The following is a 19,532-nucleotide window of genomic DNA, read 5'->3' as shown; positions in this document are numbered from 1 at the left end:
CCACCCCTCCACGACTTCTGGCCAGACGAATTCAGACGTTACCTGCCGCTACCGCGGGGCCGCACCGGCGGCAACGTCAGCGGCGTATTCGGGGTAAGCGGGGATGTAGCCGTCGACCGGACCCGACAGCACGTAGAGCTGACTGTCGGAGTCCGGCTCGTACCCCTGTTTGCGCAGTTCGACCTTGCGGCTTTTGAACGTCGAGGTCTGTTCCAGTTCGGCGACCACGCGCACGTACAGCGGGACCGCGTACAGCGGCAGCCGACTGTAGACCGACGCGGCCAGTGACTTCCCGTCGAACGAGTGGTCGTCGGCCAGCTTGATCGCCGCCATGCCGGCCTTGCCGTCGGTCCCCGGAATGTCGACACCGAACACGACGGCCTGGTCGACACTGTCGTGGGCTCCCAGCGCCCCTTCGACCTCGGTGGTGGCCACGTTCTCGCCCTTCCACCGGAAGGTGTCGCCGAGCCGGTCGACGAACGCGATGTGCCAGAAGTGCTGATCGCGCACGAGGTCGCCGGTGTCGAACCAGCAGTCGCCCTTCTTGAACCCGTCGCGCACGAGTTTGGATTCCGACGCCTTCTTGTCGGTGTACCCGTCGAAGGGCTGGCGGTCGTTGACCTTCGCCAGCAGCAGCCCGACCCCGCCGGACCGCACCTTGCGCAGTTTCCCGTTGGGTCCGCGGCGGGCCTGGCCGGTCTCGTCGTCGTACTCCACGACCGCGTACGGCAGCGGGCACAGTCCGGCGGTCCGGTCGACGCCGAACGCGTTGACGAACGCCAGCGGCGCCTCGCTGGACCCGTAGAACTCCACGACCCGACCGATCCCGAACCGGCTGCGGAACTCGTCCCACAGTTCCGGCCGCAGCCCGTTGCCCACGGCCAGCCGCACCCGGTTGCCCTTCTCCGCGGGCCGCACGGGCTGGTTGATCAGGTATCGGCACAGTTCGCCGATGTAGATGAACGCGGTGGCTCGCTCGCGCGCGATCTCGTCCCAGAATTTCGAGGCGGAGAACTTGCGGCTGAGCACGTAGGTCGATTCGCCCGCGAGCACCGCCGACAGCGCGACCGTGAGCGCGTTGTTGTGATAGAGCGGCAGGCAGCAGTACAGGGCGTCGTCGGCGCGCAACCGGACGCCGAGCCCACCGAGCCCGGCCATGCTCTTGGTCCAGCGCTGGTGGGTCATGACGCTGGCCTTGGGCATGCCGGTGGTGCCGGAGGTGAAGATCAGGAACGCCCGCTCCCCCGCCCTGACCTTCTCACACACGGCAGGGTCGGAATCGGTTGCGGTGCGGGCGGATTCGGCCAGTTCCTCGGCGGACAGGACGTTGCCGGCAGGCTCGGGCAGCGAATCCAGCGCTTCAGTGCACTCCTCGCCCACGATATTGAGCACGCTGCCCAGCAACGAAATACTGTGTGCGAGAACCTGATCGCGCTGGTTGTAGTTGAGCAGGCCGACAGTGGCGCCGAGCTTGAGCACAGCCAGCACCGTGAACAATGTTTCGGGCCGGTTGGTCATCAGCACGCCGACCACGTCACCGCGAGAAACACCGCGTTCGGAAAGCACTGCGGCGTAACGGTTCACCTCACTGTTGGCGGCGCGGTAGGTATACGAGCGGCCTTCGAAACGCAGGAACACCCGGTCGGGCCTGCGGTGCGCGACCCGCTGAAAATACAGCCCAATGGAGGCTTTGTCCTTGGGCCCCACCAGCATTCCGCGCGCGTTGCGCAACATGCCGGGGGCGTCCAGTGCCATGCCGGGCAGGGCTTTGGCCAGGTCGAACACGCTGACCGTGTCGCGGGAAGTGTTGCTCACGTCGATCTCCTACTGTGCGGCCGCGGCCGGTGCCAGCGCGGCGAAGGCGGCGGGCAGGTCAGTGGTCACGATAAGGCGGTCACGGGCCTGCTGCGGCACAATCGCGCGCTGCGACAATTCATCGATCCAGCGAAGCAGACCGTCGTAGAAACCGTTGGCATCCAGCAGCACAACGGGTTTGGCGTGTTCGCCGAGGTAGCCGCCGGTCCAGGTCTCGAACAGTTCTTCCAGGGTGCCGATACCGCCGGGCAGGGTCAGGAAGGCGTCCGCGCGTTCTTCCATGAGCTGTTTGCGTTGGCGCATGGTGTCGGTGACCAACAGCTCGTCGGCGTCGACATCGGCAACTTCCTTGTGCACCAGGTGTTTCGGGATCACGCCGACGGTGTGCGCACCACCGGCGCGCGCCGCGGTGGCCACCGCACCCATCATCGACACGTGACCGCCGCCGGACACCAATTGCCAACCGCGCCGAGCGATTTCGGTACCGACGCGCGCGGCCAGGCTGATCAGTTCGGGATCGGTGGTGCTGGCGGAGCAGTAGACACAGACGGAGTAGCTCACCACTGATCCTCGGTACCCAGTCGTTCGATGTCGGCCTGGTCGCCGATTTCGCCCTGGATGATCCGCACGACCTCGTCGACACTGTCGGTGAGCTGGATCAGATCCAGGTCCTGCGGCGAGATCTTGCCCGAACCGGCCAGCGAGTCGCGCATCCAGTCGACCAGACCCGACCAGTACGCGGTGCCGAACAGGATGATGGGGAACCTGGTGATCTTCCGGGTCTGCACCAGGGTCAGCGCCTCGAACAGTTCGTCGAGCGTGCCGAACCCGCCGGGCAGGCACACGAACGCCTGCGAGTACTTCACGAACATCGTCTTGCGCACGAAGAAGTACCGGAAGTTGATGCCGAGGTCGACCCACTCGTTGAGCCCCTGCTCGAACGGCAGCTCGATCCCCAGCCCGATCGAGAACCCGCCGGCCTCCGAGCACCCCCGGTTGGCCGCTTCCATCGCGCCCGGCCCACCACCGGTGATCACCGCGAAACCGGCCTCGGTGAGCGCGGCACCGATCGCCATGCCCGCCGCGTACTCCGGATGATCGGGACCGGTACGCGCCGAGCCGAACACCGTCACCGCGGGCGGGATCTCCGCCAGCGCGCCGAACCCCTCGACGAACTCGGCCTGGATCCGCAGCACGCGCCACGGGTCGGTGTGCACCCAGTCGCTGTCCTGCCGCGTGTCGAGCAAGTTCCGGTCGGCGGTCCGCACGCCGGGCTTGCGCTCCCGACGGAACATCACCGGCCCACGGAACTTCGGTTTGACCTTCCCAACCTGTTCATCAGCGGAATCGGTAGACATGCTCCCAACCTACTGTGTCGCGGGCAGGCTCCGTCAGGGGCGCGACAGGTAGGTCCGCAGCATGGCGGTGACGGCGGTGATCTGGCTCAGCGGGACGTGTTCGTCGCGTTTGTGGGCGAGGTTGGGGTCGCCGGGGCCGAAGTTGACCGCGGGGATGCCGCGCGCGGCGAAGCGGGAGACGTCGGTCCAGCCGTACTTGGCGCGCACCCCGCCGCCGCCGTGGGCGTTGACCGAGTCGATGAGCGTGCGGGCCGCGGGGGCGGTGAGGCCGGGCAGCGCGCCGGGTGAGAAGTCGGTGACTTCGAAGGCCACATCGAGCCCGTCGAAGACCTCGCGAACGTGCGCGATGGCCTGTTCGACGCTGCGATCGGGAGCGAAACGGAAGTTCACATCCATCTCGGCGACATCGGGCACCACATTGCCCGCGACCCCGCCGGAAACCCGAACCGCCGACAGCCCTTCGCGGTACACGCAACCGTCGATGTCGACCTGTCGCGGTTCATAGGCCGACAGCCGAACCAGCACCTGCGCCATATCGTGAATGGCGTTCTCCCCCAGCCATGCTCGTGCGGTGTGCGCGCGAACGCCGGAGGTGGTCAAGCGCACCCGCAAGGTCCCCTGGCAGCCGGCTTCGATCCAACCTGCCGAGGGCTCACCGAGAATCGCCAGATCGCCTTCGAGCCATTCCGGCAGTTCCCGCTCGATCTGGCCGAGGCCGTTGAACTCCGCGGCGATCTCCTCGCCGTCGTAGAAGATCAACGTCAGGTCGTGGGCGGGGTCGGCGATGGTGGCGGCCAGGTGCAGGAACACCGCGTCGCCGGACTTCATATCGACTGTGCCGCAACCGAACAGCACCGGTTCACCGTCGACCTCGTCGGGTCGACTCGGCACGTTGTCGGCGATCGGCACCGTGTCCAGGTGCCCGGCCAGGATCACCCGCGTGGGCAACCCGCGCTGTGTGCGGGCCAGCACCACGTTGCCGTGCCGCACCACTTCGAAGCCGGTGGTCTGCTCGCGTAACGCCTGCTCGACCATGTCCGCGATCTTGGCCTCGTCGCGCGACACGCTGGGCACGTCGACGAGGGCGGCGGTCAACTGGATGGGATCGGCACGCAAATCGAGGGTCACATCTCGACACTAGTACGGGACCGAGATGCACGTGACGAGTCCGGCACGGCGAGGCCGGACCGGCATAATCACGCAATTCGGCTTCTTCCGGTCAGAAAACTGACTGGAAACGGTCGAAGTGCGTGATTACGCCAGTCCACACCCGCGGAACACCCACAGACGTCGGCCCGGCAAGATAGAGCTGTGAGTATTCAGGGAGCAACTGCAGTCGGCATCGCCAATGTGACCTCGGACGGAACCGTCCTCGATACCTGGTACCCCAGCCCCGAGCTGGGCGAGTTCACCGAAACCGGCTCGAAGCGTCTCGACGCCGGCGAGGTGCCCGAGTTCGCCGAGCTGCTCGGTGTGGACGCGGCGCGCGGGGTCGAGGTGATCGCGGTGCGCACCACGATCGCGGACCTGTCGGCCGCCCCGGTCGACGCGCACGACGTCTACCTGCGCCTGCACCTGCTCTCGCACCGTCTCGTGCAGCCGCACGGCCTGAGCCTGGACGGCCAGTTCGGCCTGCTCAGCAATGTGGTGTGGACCAACCACGGCCCGTGCGCGGTCGACGGCTTCGAGCAGACCCGCCTGAAGCTGCGCGCCCGCGGCCCGGTGACGGTGCTCAGCATCGACAAGTTCCCCCGCCTGGTCGACTACGTGGTCCCCACCGGTGTGCGCATCGGCGACGCCGACCGGGTTCGCCTCGGCGCGCACCTGGCCGCGGGCACCACCGTGATGCACGAGGGTTTCGTCAACTTCAACGCGGGCACGCTGGGTAACTCGATGGTCGAGGGTCGGATCTCGGCCGGTGTCGTGGTCGGCGACGGTTCCGATGTCGGCGGCGGCGCGTCCATCATGGGCACGCTGTCCGGCGGTGGCACGCAGGTGATCTCGGTCGGCGAGCGTTCGCTGCTGGGCGCCAACTCGGGCCTCGGTATCTCGCTGGGCGATGACTGCGTGATCGAAGCCGGGCTCTACGTCACCGCGGGCACGAAGGTCACCGGCCCCGACGGCACTGTGGTGAAGGCCGCCAGTCTTTCCGGGCAGAACAACCTGCTGTTCCGCCGCAATTCCACCACCGGCGCGGTCGAGGTCGTGCCGCGTAAGGGCACCGGCGTGGAACTCAACGCGGCCCTGCACGCCAACGACTGAAATACGCTCAGGTCTTGAAGTGCGGCAGTACTTTATGTTTTCGTTACCTCCCGTGCGCGGTCCCGTTCGGGGACAGCGAATGCGGAGGGATTCACAGAGTATGAAGTTCGGAAAAATCAGTACTGCTGTATTCATGGCCGTGGCCGCGGTCGGCATCACCGCGGGCACCGCTCACGGCGCGCCCGCCGTCGCCATCGAGCAGCCCGCGGCGGCGCTGGCCGGCGTGACGGTTTCCCCGGTGGACAAGGCCATCACCTGGACCGTGGACAGCGGCAAGTTCGAGATCGCCGCCGACGGTGCCACGGTGCTACTCAAGGGCGCCGACGGTGCCACGGTCGACCAGGTCTCGCTGCGCCAGGAGATCGCGGGCCTGCCGATCGCGGTCACCCCCGAGATCAGCCAGGACGGCCGCGCCGTGAAGCTGGCCGCCTCGATGGCGCCGGCGGATTCGGTGAAGCTGCACGACGTCGCGGAACTGAAGGACATCAGCGCCTACGACCGCTTCATGTACCAGACCCAGAAGAACATGCCCGGCATCATCGTCGGCGGCGTCATCGGCCTGTTCTTCCCGTTCCTGTGGTTCGTCACCATCCCCGCCGGCATGTTCATCGGCGGCTATGTGATGGGCGGCGAGGAGTTCCGCGAAGCCGTGGTCGCGTACCTGACCGGCCAGCCCTGATCTTCAGCTCGCTGTAGCGACAGGCCTCGTACTCTTCGGAGTGCGAGGCCTTTTCGCTGTGAGGCTGTCGCAGGTGGTGCTCGTGGCGTACGCTCGATAGATATACGCAACCGTATATCTGGAGGTTCGGCATGGTACTTCCCCCTGGTCAGCGCGCGATCGATGGCTTTCCTCGCTTCGGTACGCACCTGCATCACCCGCCACCGCAGGTTCCCGCGGATCCGGTGATCGAGGTCGGTGGGGCGGTTAGCGAGCCCTTCGTCCTGACTACAGGCGACCTGGCCGAGTTGCCGCGGGTGGAGTTGAAAGCCGACTTCCACTGTGTGGCGGGGTGGTCTGCGACCGGGTTGCGGTGGGAGGGGATTCCATTTGCGACCTTCTATCGAATGAGGGTGGAACCGCTTCTCGCACCGACTGTTTCGATCACTCACGTTGTTTTCGAAGGCCTCGACGGGTATCAGTCGATTGCGTTGATCGAGGACGCGTTGGCAGAGAACGTGCTCATTGCCGATCGGCTCGACGGGGAACCGCTGACCAGTGATCACGGTGCGCCGGTGCGGTTGGTGAGTCCGAGTCAGTATGGGTTCGTCAATACAAAACACCTGTGCCGCATCGACTTTCACACTTCCGCACCGCCAGATCCCGACCGGTTCTCGCCGTTGGCCGCGCACGCGAGGGCGCGTGTGTGGAACGAGGAGCGGCACCGGTATTTGCCCGGTCGGGTGGTGCGGCCGATTTATCACCGGTTGATCGGGCCGATTCGGGCATTGAGTGCTCGGGGAAGTCGCGAATCGACCGAGTGAAATCCGCCGCCTGCGAGTCAGGCGAGCAGCTTCTTCTGCACCTTGCCCATCGCATTGCGTGGCAGTGTGTCGACGAAGCGGATTTCACGCGGGCGTTTGTGGGCCGAAAGTTGTTCGCCTACATAGGCGGTCAGCTCTGTGGCGAGCGCGGGGGAACTTCCGTCGCGGGCGACGATGAACGCCACGATGCGCTGGCCGAGATCGTCATCGGGTAGGCCCACGACCGCGACCTCGGCGACGGCGGGGTGGCCGAGCAGGGCGGTTTCGATCTCGCCCGCGCCGATGCGGAAACCGCCTGATTTGATGAGGTCGATGGACTCGCGGCCGACGATGCGGTGGAAGTCGTCCGCGTCGATGACGGCCACGTCGCCGGTGCGGAACCAGCCGTCGTCGGTCCAGTCGCCGGTGTCGGGGCGGTTCAGATAGCCGGCGAACAACATCGGCCCCCGAACCTGCAGGGCGCCAATGCTTTCGCCGTCGTGCGGCACAGGGTTGTCGGCTTCGTCGCGCAGGCGCGTTTCCACTCCTTGCACCGGCGTGCCGACCCAGCCGGGCCTGCGTTCGCCGTCAGCCCGGGTGGACAGGGTGATCATGGTTTCGCTCATGCCGTACCGCTCGATCGGCGCGTGGCCGGTGAGCTCGGCCAGCTTCTCGAATACTGGCACGGGCAGCGGGGCGCTACCGGAGACCAGCAAGCGGGCCTTACTCAATTCCTCGGCCAGTTCCGGCTTTTCGACGATCCGCGACCACACCGTAGGCACCCCGAAATAGAGACTGCCCGCAGCCGCCGCATACGCCTCGGGAGTCGGCTTGCCGGTGTGAATTACCGGACTACCGATCCGCAGCGGGCCGAGCAGTCCGAGGATCAGTCCGTGCACGTGGAACAGCGGAAGTCCGTGTACCAGAGTGTCTTTCCACGTCCAGGCCCACGCGTCGGCGAGCGCGTCGAGCCCGGCCGCGATCGCGCCGCGACTGAGCATCACGCCCTTCGGCGGGCCGGTGGTTCCCGAGGTGTAGAGGATGAACGCGATCGCGGACGGGTCAGGTTCGGCGTAGGTGTGCCAGGAACGCGCGTGCAAGCGCACGGGCACCACCGGCAGATCCGTGCCCTCGGGCGCCACACCCAACCAGGCCTGCGCACCCGAATCGCGCAGAATGTGTTCGCGCTCAGCGGTTCCCGAGTCCGGCGGCACCGGGATCACCGTCACGCCCGCGATCAGACACCCGACCACCGCGATCACCGTGCGCAGGGTCGGTTCGGCCAGGATCGCGATGCGGTCGGCGCGGGAAATGCGTTCCGCCACCGAAGTTGCCGCACCCAGCAGATCACTGCGCGAAACGGTGGCATCATCGATGGTGACGGCGTCGGGGATGTCAGCTCCGGCGGCGACGGCGATCGGATTCAGCGAGGCGAGCAGCAGGGGCGGACCGTAGGGCATCCGTCCACGCTAACGCGACGGGATTCGGCTCCGCGCGCCGCCGGTCCATTGACACCCCGACGACGTGATGAGACATTCTTTGTATAACTCTCTCAGCGAGAGTGCTCACCAACGAAAACGGGGTCAACGATGACCGTCCTGTCGCGCACGCGTTCCCGCAAGGCCGAACCCTTCGACATCCGCGACTACATCGACGGTGCCGCCGCCTTCTACGGCGCGACCGCGAATGTGATCATGCAGCTCAGCCTGCCCCCCGTCGGCCACGGCGTCGCGGAATCGACAGTCCACAGCGGCAGCATCCTGTTGCACCCGGTCAAACGCACCCGGACCACGCTCACCTACCTGTCGGTGGCGCTGATGGGCACCGACGACGACCGCGCGGCCTACCGCACCGCCATCAACGGCGCGCACCGCCACGTCCACTCCACCGCCGACAGCCCCGTGCGGTACAACGCCTTCGACAAGAACCTGCAACTGTGGGTGGCGGCCTGCCTGTACTGGGGCTCGATCGACGTGATGACCCGCCTCTACGGCCCCGTCGACGACACCACCGCCGACACCTTCTACGACTACGCCCACCACCTGGGCACCACCCTCCAGGTCCCCCGCGACATGTGGCCCGCCGACCGCGCCGCCTTCGACGCCTACTGGACCGAGAACCTCCCCCGAACCAGCGTCGACCCCACGATCAAGGCCTACTTCGACAAGCTGCTCGACCTGAAAATGGTCACCCCACCCGTGCGCGTGCTCTTCGCCCCGTTCCACCGCTGGTACACCACAGGCCTACTCCCCCAACACATTCGAGACGAACTAGGCCTGCCCTGGACCCCCACCGACGAACGCCGCCTGAACCGCCTCCTGCGCACCACCGGCATCATCTGGGGCCGCACACCCCGCATAATCCGCAACTTCCCCTTCAACGCCACCCTCGCCGACATGCGCCGCCGCCGACGCCGGGGCAAGCCCCTCATCTGACGATCAAGATCACCACGCTCTCAGCGCGGCGTTTTGTCCGAATCGCCACGCTGAGAGCGTGGTGATCAATTGTCCACCTAGGTGGGTGGCTCGCCGGGGGCGTATTGGAGGGTGATCCAGCGGGTGATGACGTCGATGACGTAGGTGCGTTCGGGGTCGGTGAGGGCGTGGCCCGCGGGGATGTCGTGCCATTTCGACAGGCAGGTTCGGCAGCAGGTCGCGGTGGCGTGTTGGGCCACGAAGACGGGGTGGCCGCGGTAGGGGGTTTGCTTTCCGTCGTTGCGAGGTTCGGCAGGGGCGAGGCGGGTTCCGATCAGTTCCTCGGCGTGTTTGCGGACGGTGACGATGCCGCGCAGGTCGACGATCGCCCGGTCCCGGCCGTAGAGGCGGAACTTCGCGCGGAAGGGCTGCTGTCCGATTCGGCGCAGCTTGGCATCCAAGTCGTCCATCACCTTCGATGGTGTCACGGTTGCCGATGCTCGGCGATAACGATCCTGGGCGCCGGCTCAGAACGGGGCTTGCTGCCACCAGTTGTCGCGGGTTTCCTCGAAGGAATGGCCCGGCCACGACACCTCTACCACTGTGTTCGCGCTGAGTGGGTTGCCGTGTTCCCTGGTCGCGAGGGTGAACGGTGCGCCGGGGTCGCGCGGGCGGTGGGCGGTGACGGTGGTGTCGGGGAGTTGGCGGGTGGTGTCTTCGGTGGTGTGCCGGGCGAGGTAGGCGTCGGCGTCGGCGGTTGTCGGGAATTCGGTGTACCAGGAGGTGACGCCGTTGGTGTCGGTGCAGGTGATCTGCTGTGCCGGGGCCGGATCACCGGGCAACACGACCAGCGACGGTGTGGCGAAGCAACTCGCTTCCCGCCAGCCGCGTCCGGTCGGGCCGGACGGGATCAGATCGGTGAAGCCCGACGCGACCGACGCGTGGCCACCCCAGTTGGGCGGGGGCGCAACTCGGTTGGGGCGCACGAACTTCCAGTATATCGCGCCGACACCGATCACGCCGACACCGGCGACCATGGCGAGCACGATCAGGCTCACCGCGAGCACCCGCCATCGCGAGGAAACAGCAGGCTGTGGTCGATGGGCTGAGCCGAGCGGTTCGGATCGAATGAGCGTGTGGCCGGGTGCGCTGACCTCCGTGCGCGCCGCCCAGCGTTCCGGGAGCAGTGGCACGGATTCGCTCGCCGCAGTGCCGATGTCGGCCCGGCCCAGAGACAGTGGGGTCACCCGGCCACTGGCGATATCGCGCGAGGCAGGCCCTGTGGCTGTCAACGCCGCGTGGGCGAATTCTGCACAGCTGTCGAATCTTTCGGCGGGATCCTTCGCCATTGCTCGGGCGATGACCTCGTCGATTCCGGGCGGCAGGTTGCCGATCGTGGCCGACACTCGGGGAACGGGTTTGGTCAGGTGGGCGGCGACGACTGCGCCGGGATTGTCTGCGGGGAAAGGGCTTTCGCCGGCGAGGAGGGTGAACAGGGTGCAGGCGAGGGAGTACTGGTCGGAGCGGTGATCGACGGCGGTGCCCGAGAGTTGTTCGGGGGACGCGTAAGCCAGGGTGGCGAGGAAGGCGCCGGTGCGGGTGAGTTGGCGGGCGTCGCCGCGGAGGCGGGCGATGCCGAAGTCGGTGAGTAGCACGCGGTCGCCGGTGCGGGCGGGGGCCAGCAAGATGTTGGCGGGCTTCACATCTCGGTGTAGGACGCCGCGTTCGTGGGCGTAGTCCAGCGCTTCGGCGGTGTGGGCGATGATGCCGATCGCGCGGGCGGGATCCATGGGCTCCCTGCGGAATACCGAGGCGTCGGCGCCGTCGACGTATTGCATGGAGATCCACATCAGGCCGTTTTCGACCCCACGATCGAGCACTGACACGATGCCGGGATGGTCCAGGTGCGCCGAGACGTCGGCCTCGCGCTCGAATCGGCCGCGCACCTCCGGGTCCGAATACAGTTCCCGGTTCAGCAGTTTCAGCGCGACCCGTCGTGGCAGGCGGGGGTGCGCCGCCAAGTACACGGTGCCCATTCCGCCCCGGCCGAGCAGCCGGTCGATCCGATACCCGGCGAACACCGTGCCCGCTGCGAACTCCACCCCGTGCATGCGTTGCCAGCCTTTCGATTTCGCGCCGATCGCATGACCCTAACCGGGCCGAGCGCCGCGGATACTCTGGCCGGTCGCGCTGGCGGTGCACGACGTTGCGACAAACATCACCTGCGCCACGTAGCGCCACCGCTCGTAGGTCGGCGCAGTTCGGGGGTACCTGGGCTACGCGCAGCTCAGGACAACCGCTCGACGGCCTCGGCGATGCGTTCGTCGGTGGCGGTCAGTGCGATGCGCACGTGTTCGGGCGAGCGCGGACCGTAGAAATCTCCTGGGGCGGCGAGGATTCCGCGTTCGGCCAGCCAGTCGAGGGTGATGCGGCAGGGTTCGCCGCGGGTGGCCCACAGGTAGAGGCCGGCTTCGGAGAAATCGATGCGGAAACCGGCCTGCTGCAAGGCCTTTCGCAGGATGTCGCGGCGGGCGCGGTAACGCTCGCGCTGTTCGGCTTCGTGGACGTCGTCGCTCAAAGCCGCGGTCATGGCGGCCTGGATCGGGAACGGCATGATCATCCCGGAGTGTTTGCGCACTTCCAGGAGTTCCGCGACCAGCGCGGGATCACCGGCGACGAAGCCGGCGCGGTAGCTGGCCAGGTTCGAGGTCTTCGACAGGGAGTGGATGGCCAACAGACCCGTGTGGTCGCCGTCGCTCACGCGCGGGTCCAGGATCGAGACGGCTTCGCCTTCCCAGGTCAGGCCCAGGTAGCACTCGTCGGAGGCGATGATCGCGCCGCGCTCGCGGGCGAAGGCCACCACCTTGCGCAGGTGCTCGATGGGCAGCACCTTGCCGGTGGGGTTGGACGGGGAGTTCACGAAGATCAGGGCTGGGTTCTGCGGGCCGATCTGGGTGAGACCGTCTGCGCGCCACGGCTTCGCGCCCGCCAGCAGCGCGCCGACTTCGTAAGTCGGGTAGGCGATCTCGGGGATCACCACCAGATCGTCGGGGCCGAGGCCCAGCAGCCTGGGCAGCCCGGCGATCAGCTCCTTGGTGCCGATCACCGGCAGCACGGCCGCCGGGTCGACGCCGGTGACGCCGAACCGCCGCGCCAGTGCGGCGACGGCGGCGGCGCGCAGCTCAGGGGTGCCGTGCGTGGTCGGATAGCCGGGAACGGCCGCCACCGAACTCAGGGCGGCCCGGATCACCGGATCGACCGGGTCCACCGGCGTACCGACGGACAGGTCGACCAGGCCACCCGGATGCGCGGCCGCCTTCTGCTTCACCGCGGCGATCGTGTCCCACGGAAAATCAGGCAGCAGACCGCTCACACGACCACGCGTGGGCACCCCCGCGCTCACTCTTCGGCCATCGGGGGCAGCGCCTTGATGAAGGCGGGATCGAAATCGACCACACCGACCTTGGTCGCGCCACCGGGGGATCCCAGCTCGTTGAAGAAGTCGACGTTGGCGTTGATGTAACCGCTCCACTGGTCCGGAGTGTCGTCCTCGTAGAAGATCGCCTCCACGGGGCAGACCGGCTCACACGCACCACAGTCCACGCACTCGTCGGGTTGGATGTAGAGCATGCGACCGCCCTCGTAGATGCAATCCACGGGGCATTCCTCGATGCACGCCTTGTCCTTCACGTCAACGCACGGTTCAGCGATGATGTACGGCACTGCCGTTCTCCTAGTCTGTCCTCACCTGCGGGGTAACTCCGCCCCCGAAACAGTATCCCGACCGCCCACATTACTCCCAGGTCAGCCTGCCCTAACTCATCCGATCGTCAAGGGCAGTCTCATCGGATCGCCAAGGGCAGTGGCGCAGGCCTGGATTCCACCACTCCGTAGGTGGTCGTGCGCTCGCAGACCGGGCGGTTGATGCCCGCGGCGATGTCGGTGAGTTCGGCGACGGTTTTGGCGGAGCCGTGTTGGGATCCGGCCATGCGGGAGATGGTTTCCTCCATCAGGGTGCCGCCCAGGTCGTTGGCGCCGCCGGTGAGCATGGCCTGGGTACCCAGGGTTCCCAGTTTCACCCAGCTGGTCTGAATGTTGTGGATGCGCCCGTGCAGCATGATGCGGGCCAGGGCGTGCACGGCACGGTTGTCGCGGTTGGTCGGGCCCGGTCGCGCGGCGCCCGCCAGGTACAGCGGCGCGCTCTGGTGCACGAACGGCAGCGGCACGAATTCGGTGAAACCGCCTGTCTCGTCCTGGATTCCACGCAGCACGCGCAGGTGACCGACCCAGTGTTTCGGGTTGTCGACGTGGCCGTACATCATCGTCGAACTCGACGGGATGCCCAGCTTGTGCGCGGTGGTGATGACCTCGATCCAGGCCGAGGTGGGCAGTTTGCCCTTGGTGAGCACCCAGCGGACCTCGTCGTCGAGGATTTCCGCGGCGGTGCCGGGGATCGAGCCCAAGCCGGCCTCTTTCAGCGCCGACAGCCACTCGTGGATGCTCTGGCCGCCGCGCGAGGCACCGTTGACGATTTCCATCGGGCTGAACGCGTGCACGTGCATGTCCGGGACGCGGGCCTTGATGGCGCGGACCAGGTCGGCGTAGCCGGTGACGGGCAGTTCGGGGTCGATGCCGCCCTGCATGCAGATTTCGGTGGCGCCGTCGACGTGGGCTTCCCACGCCCGGTCGGCGACCTCGTCGGTGCTCAGGGTGAACGCGTCGGCGTCGCCCTTGCGTTGGGCGAAGGCGCAGAACCGGCAGCCGGTGTAGCAGATGTTGGTGAAGTTGATGTTCCGGTTGACCACGTAGGTGACGTCGTCGCCGGAGACCTCACGGCGCAGTGAATCCGCCAGTGCCGCAACGGCTTCCATGTTCGCGCCGTCGGCGGTCGCCAGGGCGAGATACTGGTCGTCGGACAGGCCCGCCGGGTCCTTTTCCGCGGCGCGCAGGGCGTCGAGGACTTCGGAATCCAGGCGCTCTGGGGCGACGACGGCCAGGTCGCGGGCGTGTTCGCGGATGGTTTCCCAGTCACCGAACGCGCCGACGACTTCCTGGCCGAGGCCGGAATCGCTGCGGCTGTCGGTGTTTCGGCCCTCGGTGTCGATGGCGGTGTTGAGGTCGACGCGGCCGACGGAATCCCACGACTCGTCGGGTTCCTGCCACGGCAGGCCGACCGGCATCGCGTCCCGCCTGGCCAAACCGGTCGCGGGATCGGTGAGCGCGTCGACGTGCGCGCCGATTCGCGGGTCGATCCAAGGATGGCCCGCGCGAACATATTTCGGGTGCGCGGAGGTGCGTTCGACGAGGGTGAACCCGGCCGCTTCGGTGATCTCGCGCAGGGTATCCAGGTTCGGCCACGGCCGTTCGGGATTGACGTGATCCACCGTCACCGGCGACACCCCACCCCAGTCATCGATACCCGCGTCGATCAACGCACGGCAATCGCTGTGCGACACCAGGTTCGGCGGGGCCTGCACCGGAACATCGGGTCCGAGAAGCAATCTCGTCACCGCGACGGTGGCCAGGAACTCCGCGACATCGGCGTCGGGAACATCGCGCATGGCGGTGTCGTCCTTGGCCCGGAAGTTCTGCACGATCACTTCCTGGATGTGACCGAACTCCCTGTGCTGCTTGCGAATCGCCATGATCGACTCGGCACGTTCGGTGAGATTCTCGCCGATGCCGACCAGGATGCCGGTGGTGTACGGCACCGAGAGTCGGCCCGCGTCGGTGATCGACCGCAGCCGCACCGCCGGATCCTTGTCGGGACTGCCGTAATGGCATTCGCCCTTGTCGGTGAACAGCCGGGTCGCGGTGGTTTCCAGCATCATGCCCATGGACTGGGCGACCGGCTTGAGCCGGGAGATCTCGTTCCAGCTCATCACGCCGGGGTTCAGATGCGGCAGCAGGCCGGTTTCCTCGAGCACGAGGATGGACACGGCACGCAGGTAGTCCAGAGTGGAGTCGTAGCCGCGTTCGTCGAGCCACTGCGCGGCCTCGGGCCAACGGTCTTCGGGCCGGTCACCGAGGGTGAACAGGGCCTCCTTGCAGCCCAGCGCGGCACCCTGACGGGCGATGTCCAGCACCTCGTCGGGTTCGAGGAACATGCCCTTGCCGTCGGCGCGCAGCTTGCCCGGCACCGTCACGAACGTGCAGTAGTGGCACTTGTCCCGGCACAGCTTGGTCAGCGGGATGAACACATTGCGCGAGTAGCTGATCGTGCGTGGGCGCCCCGCCGATTCCAGGCCCGCGTCGCGCACCCTGGCGGCGCTGGCGCACAGATCGACCAGGTCGTCGCCGGTGGCGTGCAGCAGCACGGTGGCTTCGTCGACATTCAAGGTGACGCCGTCGCGGGCCCGGCGCAGGGCCCGACGCATCGCGGCGGGATTCGGCGGCGGCATCGGAACGCTCGGCTTCGGCAAGTCGGTCACCCCGTCGATCATGCGCTACTTCTTCCCGGGACGTGTGGTCGGCTGGTCGCGCGCGTCCTCGTCGACCACAACCTCGCACGCGAGCGCGCATATTCCCGACAGCGTGAACCGCACGCCCGCGCATGGAACCATGGGCACATGTCGTTGCCGCGCTCCACCATCCTGGCCGAACCGGCCTGGCGTCCCAGTTCCAAGGCCAAGCTGCTGTGGGCGCTGGAGAACGCGATCGGGGTGGTCATCGCGTTCGTGGCGCTGGCGGTGTGGGCGGTGCTCGACGACGGGCACCGGGGGTGGCAGGTGGTCGCGGCGCTGGCTGTCGCGGCGCTGGCGGTGGTGGCCGTGGTCGTGATTCCCGCGTGGCGGTTCGCTGTGCACCGCTGGGAGGTCACCGATGAGGCTGTGTACACGCGGGTGGGGTGGCTGGATCAGGAGTCGCGGGTCGCGCCGATCTCGCGGGTGCAGACCGTGGACACCGAGCGTGGACCGTTGGAACGGATGCTGGGGTTGGCGACGGTCACGGTGACTACCGCGTCGTCGGCGGGGGCGGTGAAGATCAGTGCGCTGGATCGCCCGGTCGCCGAGGAGACGGTGCTGCGGTTGACCGCGATCGCGGCGCAGCACCGTGGGGACGCGACGTGACCCAGCCCCACGACGTGACCCAACCCCACGACGTGACCCAGCCCGTGGAATGGCAGCGTCTGGATCCGCGCATGTTGCTGGTGTACCCGGTCACCGAGATCGTGAAATACATTCCGGTGCTGCTGGGCACAGTCATCGTCGGCACGACCAGTGGCAACCCGCTGTGGAGTCTGATTCCGGTGACGCTGGTCGCGGCGTTCGGTGTGGCGCGCTGGTTCACCACCACGTATCGGATCGACGCCGATCATGTGCAGTTGCGCAGCGGGATCGTGCAGCGGCGGACACTGTCGGTGCCGCGGCCGCGTATTCGGTCGGTGGATGTGGAAGCCGATGTGCTGCACCGGGTTCTGGGGTTGGCGGTGTTGGCGATCGGGACCGGGAATCAGGCGGCCAAGGGGGAAGAATTCAAACTCGACGCGCTCGACAAGAGTCGTATCTCGGCGCTGCGATCCGAATTGCTCTCGCACACAGCCGAACACCGTCCAGCCTCTGTCGAAACCGTTGGAATTCCTCATGATCCGAGCGGGGAAACCGGTGTCGAGATCGGACACTGGCAGGCGGCATGGGTGCGATACGCGCCGTTGTCGCTGACCGGTCTGGCGATCTTCGCGCCGATCGTGGGCCTGGCCGCACAGTACGGGCTCATCGAGATGATCTCGAAAAGCTCTGCGGTGCAAGGCCTCGGCGACAACAGCGTGGCCGGAGTAGCCATCGTCATCGTCGGTCTGACCGTGCTGTCGCTGGTGTTGGTGAGCCTGGCCGCGTGCGCGCACTACCTCGCCACCTGGTTCGGCCTGCGCGTGCTCGACAACGGCACCACCCTGCACCTGCGCCACGGCCTGTTCACCACCCGCCAGATCACCCTCGACCTGGCCCGCTTCCGCGGCGCCACCCTCAACGAACCGCTGCTGCTGCGCGCCGCCCGTGCCGCCCAGTTGGAAATGATCATGACCGGCGAGAATCCGCGCCAGAAGATCCTCCCGCAGGCCCCACGCGTCGCGGTCGAACGCACCCTCGACGAACTCCTGCGCACCCGCCGCCGCCCACACGCGTCAACGGCGAATTCGACTGCACCCCAGCCGATTACCGGCACCACCTTGGGCACCATCGCACTCCACCGACACGGCCCCGCAGCCCGACGCCGCCGCTACATCCGCGCACTGTTCCCGGTCGCAGTCCTGGCCGCAGCCATGCTCGCCCTCACCCTCACCGGCCGCCACCTCCCCCCGTGGACCTGGGCTATCCCCCTGACCCTCGCCCTGGTCATGGCGGCCCTGGCCGAAGACCGCTACCGAGGCCTCGGCCACCGCGTCCTTCCTGGCACCACCGGCCCCACCTGGCTGATCACCCGCAGCGGCAGCCTCGACCGCAACCGCGACTGCCTCGAATCCCCCGGCATCATCGGATGGACTGTGCGCCAAACCTTTTGGCAGCGTCGATCCGGCCTCGCCACCGTCATAGCTGCCACCGCGGCGGGCAAGAAGGCCTACCAGGTCATCGATATCCCGATCGACGAAGCCGCCACCCTGATCGAAGCAGTGACCCCCGGTCGCCTGGGCACACGCTGACGACAGGCCGTACAACAGCGAGGAGAAGTAATGCCGAGCTCGACGGAATACCAGTCGGTGTGGACCAGGCCCGCGCCCGAACCCCGCGACCAGCCGACCTTGAGCCGCGACCAGATCGTCGCCGAGACCATCGCCCTGCTCGACGCCGACGGCTTCGACGCGTTGAGCATGCGCAAACTCGGCGCACGACTGGGCGCAGGCGCGACCTCGCTGTACCTGCACGTGGCCAACAAGGACGAACTGCTGGAACTGGTCGTGGACCAGGTGATCGGTGAAGTGCCAACGCCCACACCGGATCCCGTGCGCTGGCGCGAGGTGATGCACGAGCAGGTCAACGGTTTGCGGGCCACCATGCTGGCCCATCCGTGGATCACGGTGGTGCTCAGCAGCGCCGCCCTGACCTACCTCGGCCCCAACATGATGCGCCTGACCGACTCGATGATCGCGATCGTGGAAGCCGCGGGTTTCGACGACGAGGTCACCGACATCACCACCAACACCGTGTTCGAGTTCGTCGTCGGTTCGTGCGGGAACGAGGCCGCGATGCGCATGACCATCGCGCGCAGCGGTCTGCCCGCTCAGCAGTGGGCCGACCAGGTGATGGCGGCCAGCATCACCGCGTCACGGCAGTATCCGCGCCTGCACAAGCGCTACACCCAGCAGCGATCGCAGATCGTCGAGGAGGCCGCGGGTGGTCTGCGCAGCCGCTTCACCCAGGCCGTCGACCTGATTCTCGACGGCGCGGTGGCACGGCAGGCGCGCTAGGCGCGGCGTAGCGTTCGAAGCGATCGCCGTGCCGCCGACGCAAGGGGTGTTGCCGTGCAGTTCACCGAGATCATCGAGACCGCGGGCCAGGTCCTGGACGCCGCGGGCGTGGCCGCGATCGTCATCGGCGGGCTGGTCGGCACGATCCGGTTCCTGCGGCAACTGGCCGGGCACCAGGAGTTCGACCTCGCCTATCGCACGTATCGGCGGGGACTGGGCCGGGCGATTCTGTTGGGGCTGGAGTTCCTGGTCGCCGCCGACATCATCCGCACCGTGGCCATCGCACCCAGCTTCACCAGCGTCGGCGTGCTGGCGCTGATCGTGCTGGTGCGCACGTTCCTGAGCTATTCGCTGGAACTCGAACTCACCGGCCAGTGGCCGTGGCAGAAAAAGGCCACCTAGCGGGAGTTCGAGCGGTAATACAGGTAGGCCGCGGGCGCGAGCACACCGCAGCCGAACAGCAGCAGGGTACGGCCGTCGCTGCCGAGCATGATGTCGCCGCCGGGTCCGCGCGAGGCGCAGACCAGGAACCCGAACACCCAGACCACGATCGGGGCGAACGTGAAGCCGATCCGGTCGGTCACCGACTCCATGCCGTAGACCAGCGCGATGTTGATCGGCGCGGCCAGCAGCGCCGACACCGGGAACGGCACCGAGCCGATGTAGGTCGGCAGGAACAGCACTTCCACGGCCAGGGTGATCAGCGCGTTCAGCAACAGCAGCACCACGATCAGACCGGAGATCAGCGGGTCGGGCAGTGCCAGGCGGGAGGTCCGCAGCACGGCGGTGGGCTGATCGGAGGCGGTGACCATGGTCGGG

19 protein-coding genes are annotated in these 19,532 nt (G+C 67.2%); 8 read left to right on the top strand and 11 right to left on the bottom strand.

All coding sequences use genetic code 11. The features are described 5' to 3' along the window. Positions 1–48 precede the first annotated feature (48 nt). The 4 genes from ACFWVD_RS01970 to dapE are packed head-to-tail and all read right to left on the bottom strand — an operon-like array spanning position 49 to position 4,301. Positions 49–1,815, bottom strand: a complete 1,767-nt coding sequence (locus ACFWVD_RS01970) for a long-chain-acyl-CoA synthetase (RefSeq protein WP_379240041.1) — start codon at positions 1,813–1,815, stop codon at positions 49–51. Positions 1,816–1,824: 9 nt separating this feature from the next. After that, complete coding sequence (locus ACFWVD_RS01965) at positions 1,825–2,376, bottom strand: TIGR00730 family Rossman fold protein (RefSeq protein ID WP_379240040.1); 552 nt, start codon at positions 2,374–2,376, stop codon at positions 1,825–1,827. Beyond that, positions 2,373–3,173, bottom strand: coding sequence for a TIGR00730 family Rossman fold protein (locus ACFWVD_RS01960; RefSeq protein ID WP_379240039.1), 801 nt, complete (start codon positions 3,171–3,173; stop codon positions 2,373–2,375). Before ACFWVD_RS01960 ends, ACFWVD_RS01965 begins: the two co-directional genes overlap by 4 nt. Positions 3,174–3,206: 33 nt before the next feature. Continuing rightward, the gene (gene dapE / locus ACFWVD_RS01955) at positions 3,207–4,301 is read right to left on the bottom strand and encodes a succinyl-diaminopimelate desuccinylase (RefSeq protein ID WP_379240038.1); all 1,095 of its coding nucleotides are present in this window, start codon (positions 4,299–4,301) and stop codon (positions 3,207–3,209) included. 183 nt (positions 4,302–4,484) lie between these two features. On the opposite strand from dapE, the gene dapD reads away from it, so the two are divergent. From dapD to ACFWVD_RS01940, 3 genes are all read left to right on the top strand, one after another. Beyond that, a complete protein-coding gene (gene dapD, locus ACFWVD_RS01950; RefSeq protein WP_379240037.1) occupies positions 4,485–5,435 on the top strand; it encodes a 2,3,4,5-tetrahydropyridine-2,6-dicarboxylate N-succinyltransferase in 951 nt (316 codons plus the stop codon). 100 nt (positions 5,436–5,535) lie between these two features. Next, on the top strand, positions 5,536–6,114 hold the full coding sequence (locus ACFWVD_RS01945; RefSeq protein ID WP_379240036.1) for a hypothetical protein: 579 nt from the start codon (positions 5,536–5,538) through the stop codon (positions 6,112–6,114). Positions 6,115–6,245: 131 nt separating this feature from the next. After that, a complete protein-coding gene (locus ACFWVD_RS01940) occupies positions 6,246–6,917 on the top strand; it encodes a molybdopterin-dependent oxidoreductase (protein ID WP_379240035.1) in 672 nt (223 codons plus the stop codon). Between the two features lie 17 nt (positions 6,918–6,934). On the opposite strand, the gene ACFWVD_RS01935 is transcribed toward ACFWVD_RS01940, so the two are convergent. Continuing rightward, on the bottom strand, positions 6,935–8,356 hold the full coding sequence (locus ACFWVD_RS01935) for an acyl-CoA synthetase (RefSeq protein ID WP_379240034.1): 1,422 nt from the start codon (positions 8,354–8,356) through the stop codon (positions 6,935–6,937). A 129-nt stretch (positions 8,357–8,485) separates the two neighbouring features. On the opposite strand from ACFWVD_RS01935, the gene ACFWVD_RS01930 reads away from it, so the two are divergent. Next, entirely contained in the window at positions 8,486–9,331 is an 846-nt protein-coding gene (locus tag ACFWVD_RS01930) for an oxygenase MpaB family protein (protein ID WP_379240033.1), read from the top strand. Positions 9,332–9,408: 77 nt separating this feature from the next. Here ACFWVD_RS01930 and ACFWVD_RS01925 read toward each other — a convergent pair whose 3' ends face one another. The 5 genes from ACFWVD_RS01925 to ACFWVD_RS01905 all read right to left on the bottom strand — a co-directional run bounded on the left by ACFWVD_RS01925 (position 9,409) and on the right by ACFWVD_RS01905 (position 15,753). Next, positions 9,409–9,780: a DUF4186 domain-containing protein gene (locus ACFWVD_RS01925; protein WP_379240032.1), complete on the bottom strand. Its 372-nt coding sequence runs from the start codon at positions 9,778–9,780 to the stop codon at positions 9,409–9,411. A 57-nt stretch (positions 9,781–9,837) separates the two neighbouring features. Continuing rightward, positions 9,838–11,421 (bottom strand): serine/threonine-protein kinase, encoded by a 1,584-nt coding sequence (locus ACFWVD_RS01920; protein WP_379240031.1) that lies wholly within the window; start codon positions 11,419–11,421, stop codon positions 9,838–9,840. A gap of 176 nt (positions 11,422–11,597) precedes the next feature. Continuing rightward, positions 11,598–12,683 (bottom strand): succinyldiaminopimelate transaminase, encoded by a 1,086-nt coding sequence (dapC, locus tag ACFWVD_RS01915; protein WP_379240030.1) that lies wholly within the window; start codon positions 12,681–12,683, stop codon positions 11,598–11,600. Between the two features lie 26 nt (positions 12,684–12,709). Then, complete coding sequence (gene fdxA / locus ACFWVD_RS01910) at positions 12,710–13,033, bottom strand: ferredoxin (protein ID WP_056813450.1); 324 nt, start codon at positions 13,031–13,033, stop codon at positions 12,710–12,712. 119 nt (positions 13,034–13,152) lie between these two features. Next, complete coding sequence (locus tag ACFWVD_RS01905) at positions 13,153–15,753, bottom strand: bifunctional FO biosynthesis protein CofGH (RefSeq protein WP_379240029.1); 2,601 nt, start codon at positions 15,751–15,753, stop codon at positions 13,153–13,155. Between the two features lie 126 nt (positions 15,754–15,879). On the opposite strand from ACFWVD_RS01905, the gene ACFWVD_RS01900 reads away from it, so the two are divergent. The 4 genes from ACFWVD_RS01900 to ACFWVD_RS01885 all read left to right on the top strand — a co-directional run bounded on the left by ACFWVD_RS01900 (position 15,880) and on the right by ACFWVD_RS01885 (position 19,115). After that, positions 15,880–16,380, top strand: coding sequence for a PH domain-containing protein (locus ACFWVD_RS01900; protein WP_379240028.1), 501 nt, complete (start codon positions 15,880–15,882; stop codon positions 16,378–16,380). A 71-nt stretch (positions 16,381–16,451) separates the two neighbouring features. Then, positions 16,452–17,948 (top strand): PH domain-containing protein, encoded by a 1,497-nt coding sequence (locus ACFWVD_RS01895; RefSeq protein WP_379240938.1) that lies wholly within the window; start codon positions 16,452–16,454, stop codon positions 17,946–17,948. Positions 17,949–17,978: 30 nt separating this feature from the next. Beyond that, positions 17,979–18,713, top strand: coding sequence for a TetR/AcrR family transcriptional regulator (locus tag ACFWVD_RS01890; protein ID WP_379240027.1), 735 nt, complete (start codon positions 17,979–17,981; stop codon positions 18,711–18,713). A 54-nt stretch (positions 18,714–18,767) separates the two neighbouring features. Further along, on the top strand, positions 18,768–19,115 hold the full coding sequence (locus tag ACFWVD_RS01885; RefSeq protein WP_379240026.1) for a DUF1622 domain-containing protein: 348 nt from the start codon (positions 18,768–18,770) through the stop codon (positions 19,113–19,115). Here ACFWVD_RS01885 and ACFWVD_RS01880 read toward each other — a convergent pair. Then, positions 19,112–19,525 (bottom strand): hypothetical protein, encoded by a 414-nt coding sequence (locus ACFWVD_RS01880; protein ID WP_379240025.1) that lies wholly within the window; start codon positions 19,523–19,525, stop codon positions 19,112–19,114. The genes ACFWVD_RS01885 and ACFWVD_RS01880 overlap by 4 nt on opposite strands. Positions 19,526–19,532: the final 7 nt, after the last annotated feature.

The sequence above is a fragment of the Nocardia sp. NPDC058666 genome (genome assembly GCF_042714895.1).
Lineage (GTDB): Bacteria > Actinomycetota > Actinomycetes > Mycobacteriales > Mycobacteriaceae > Nocardia.
Note: the sequence above shows the minus strand (reverse complement) of the source record. Positions and strands in the feature narration are given on the sequence as shown.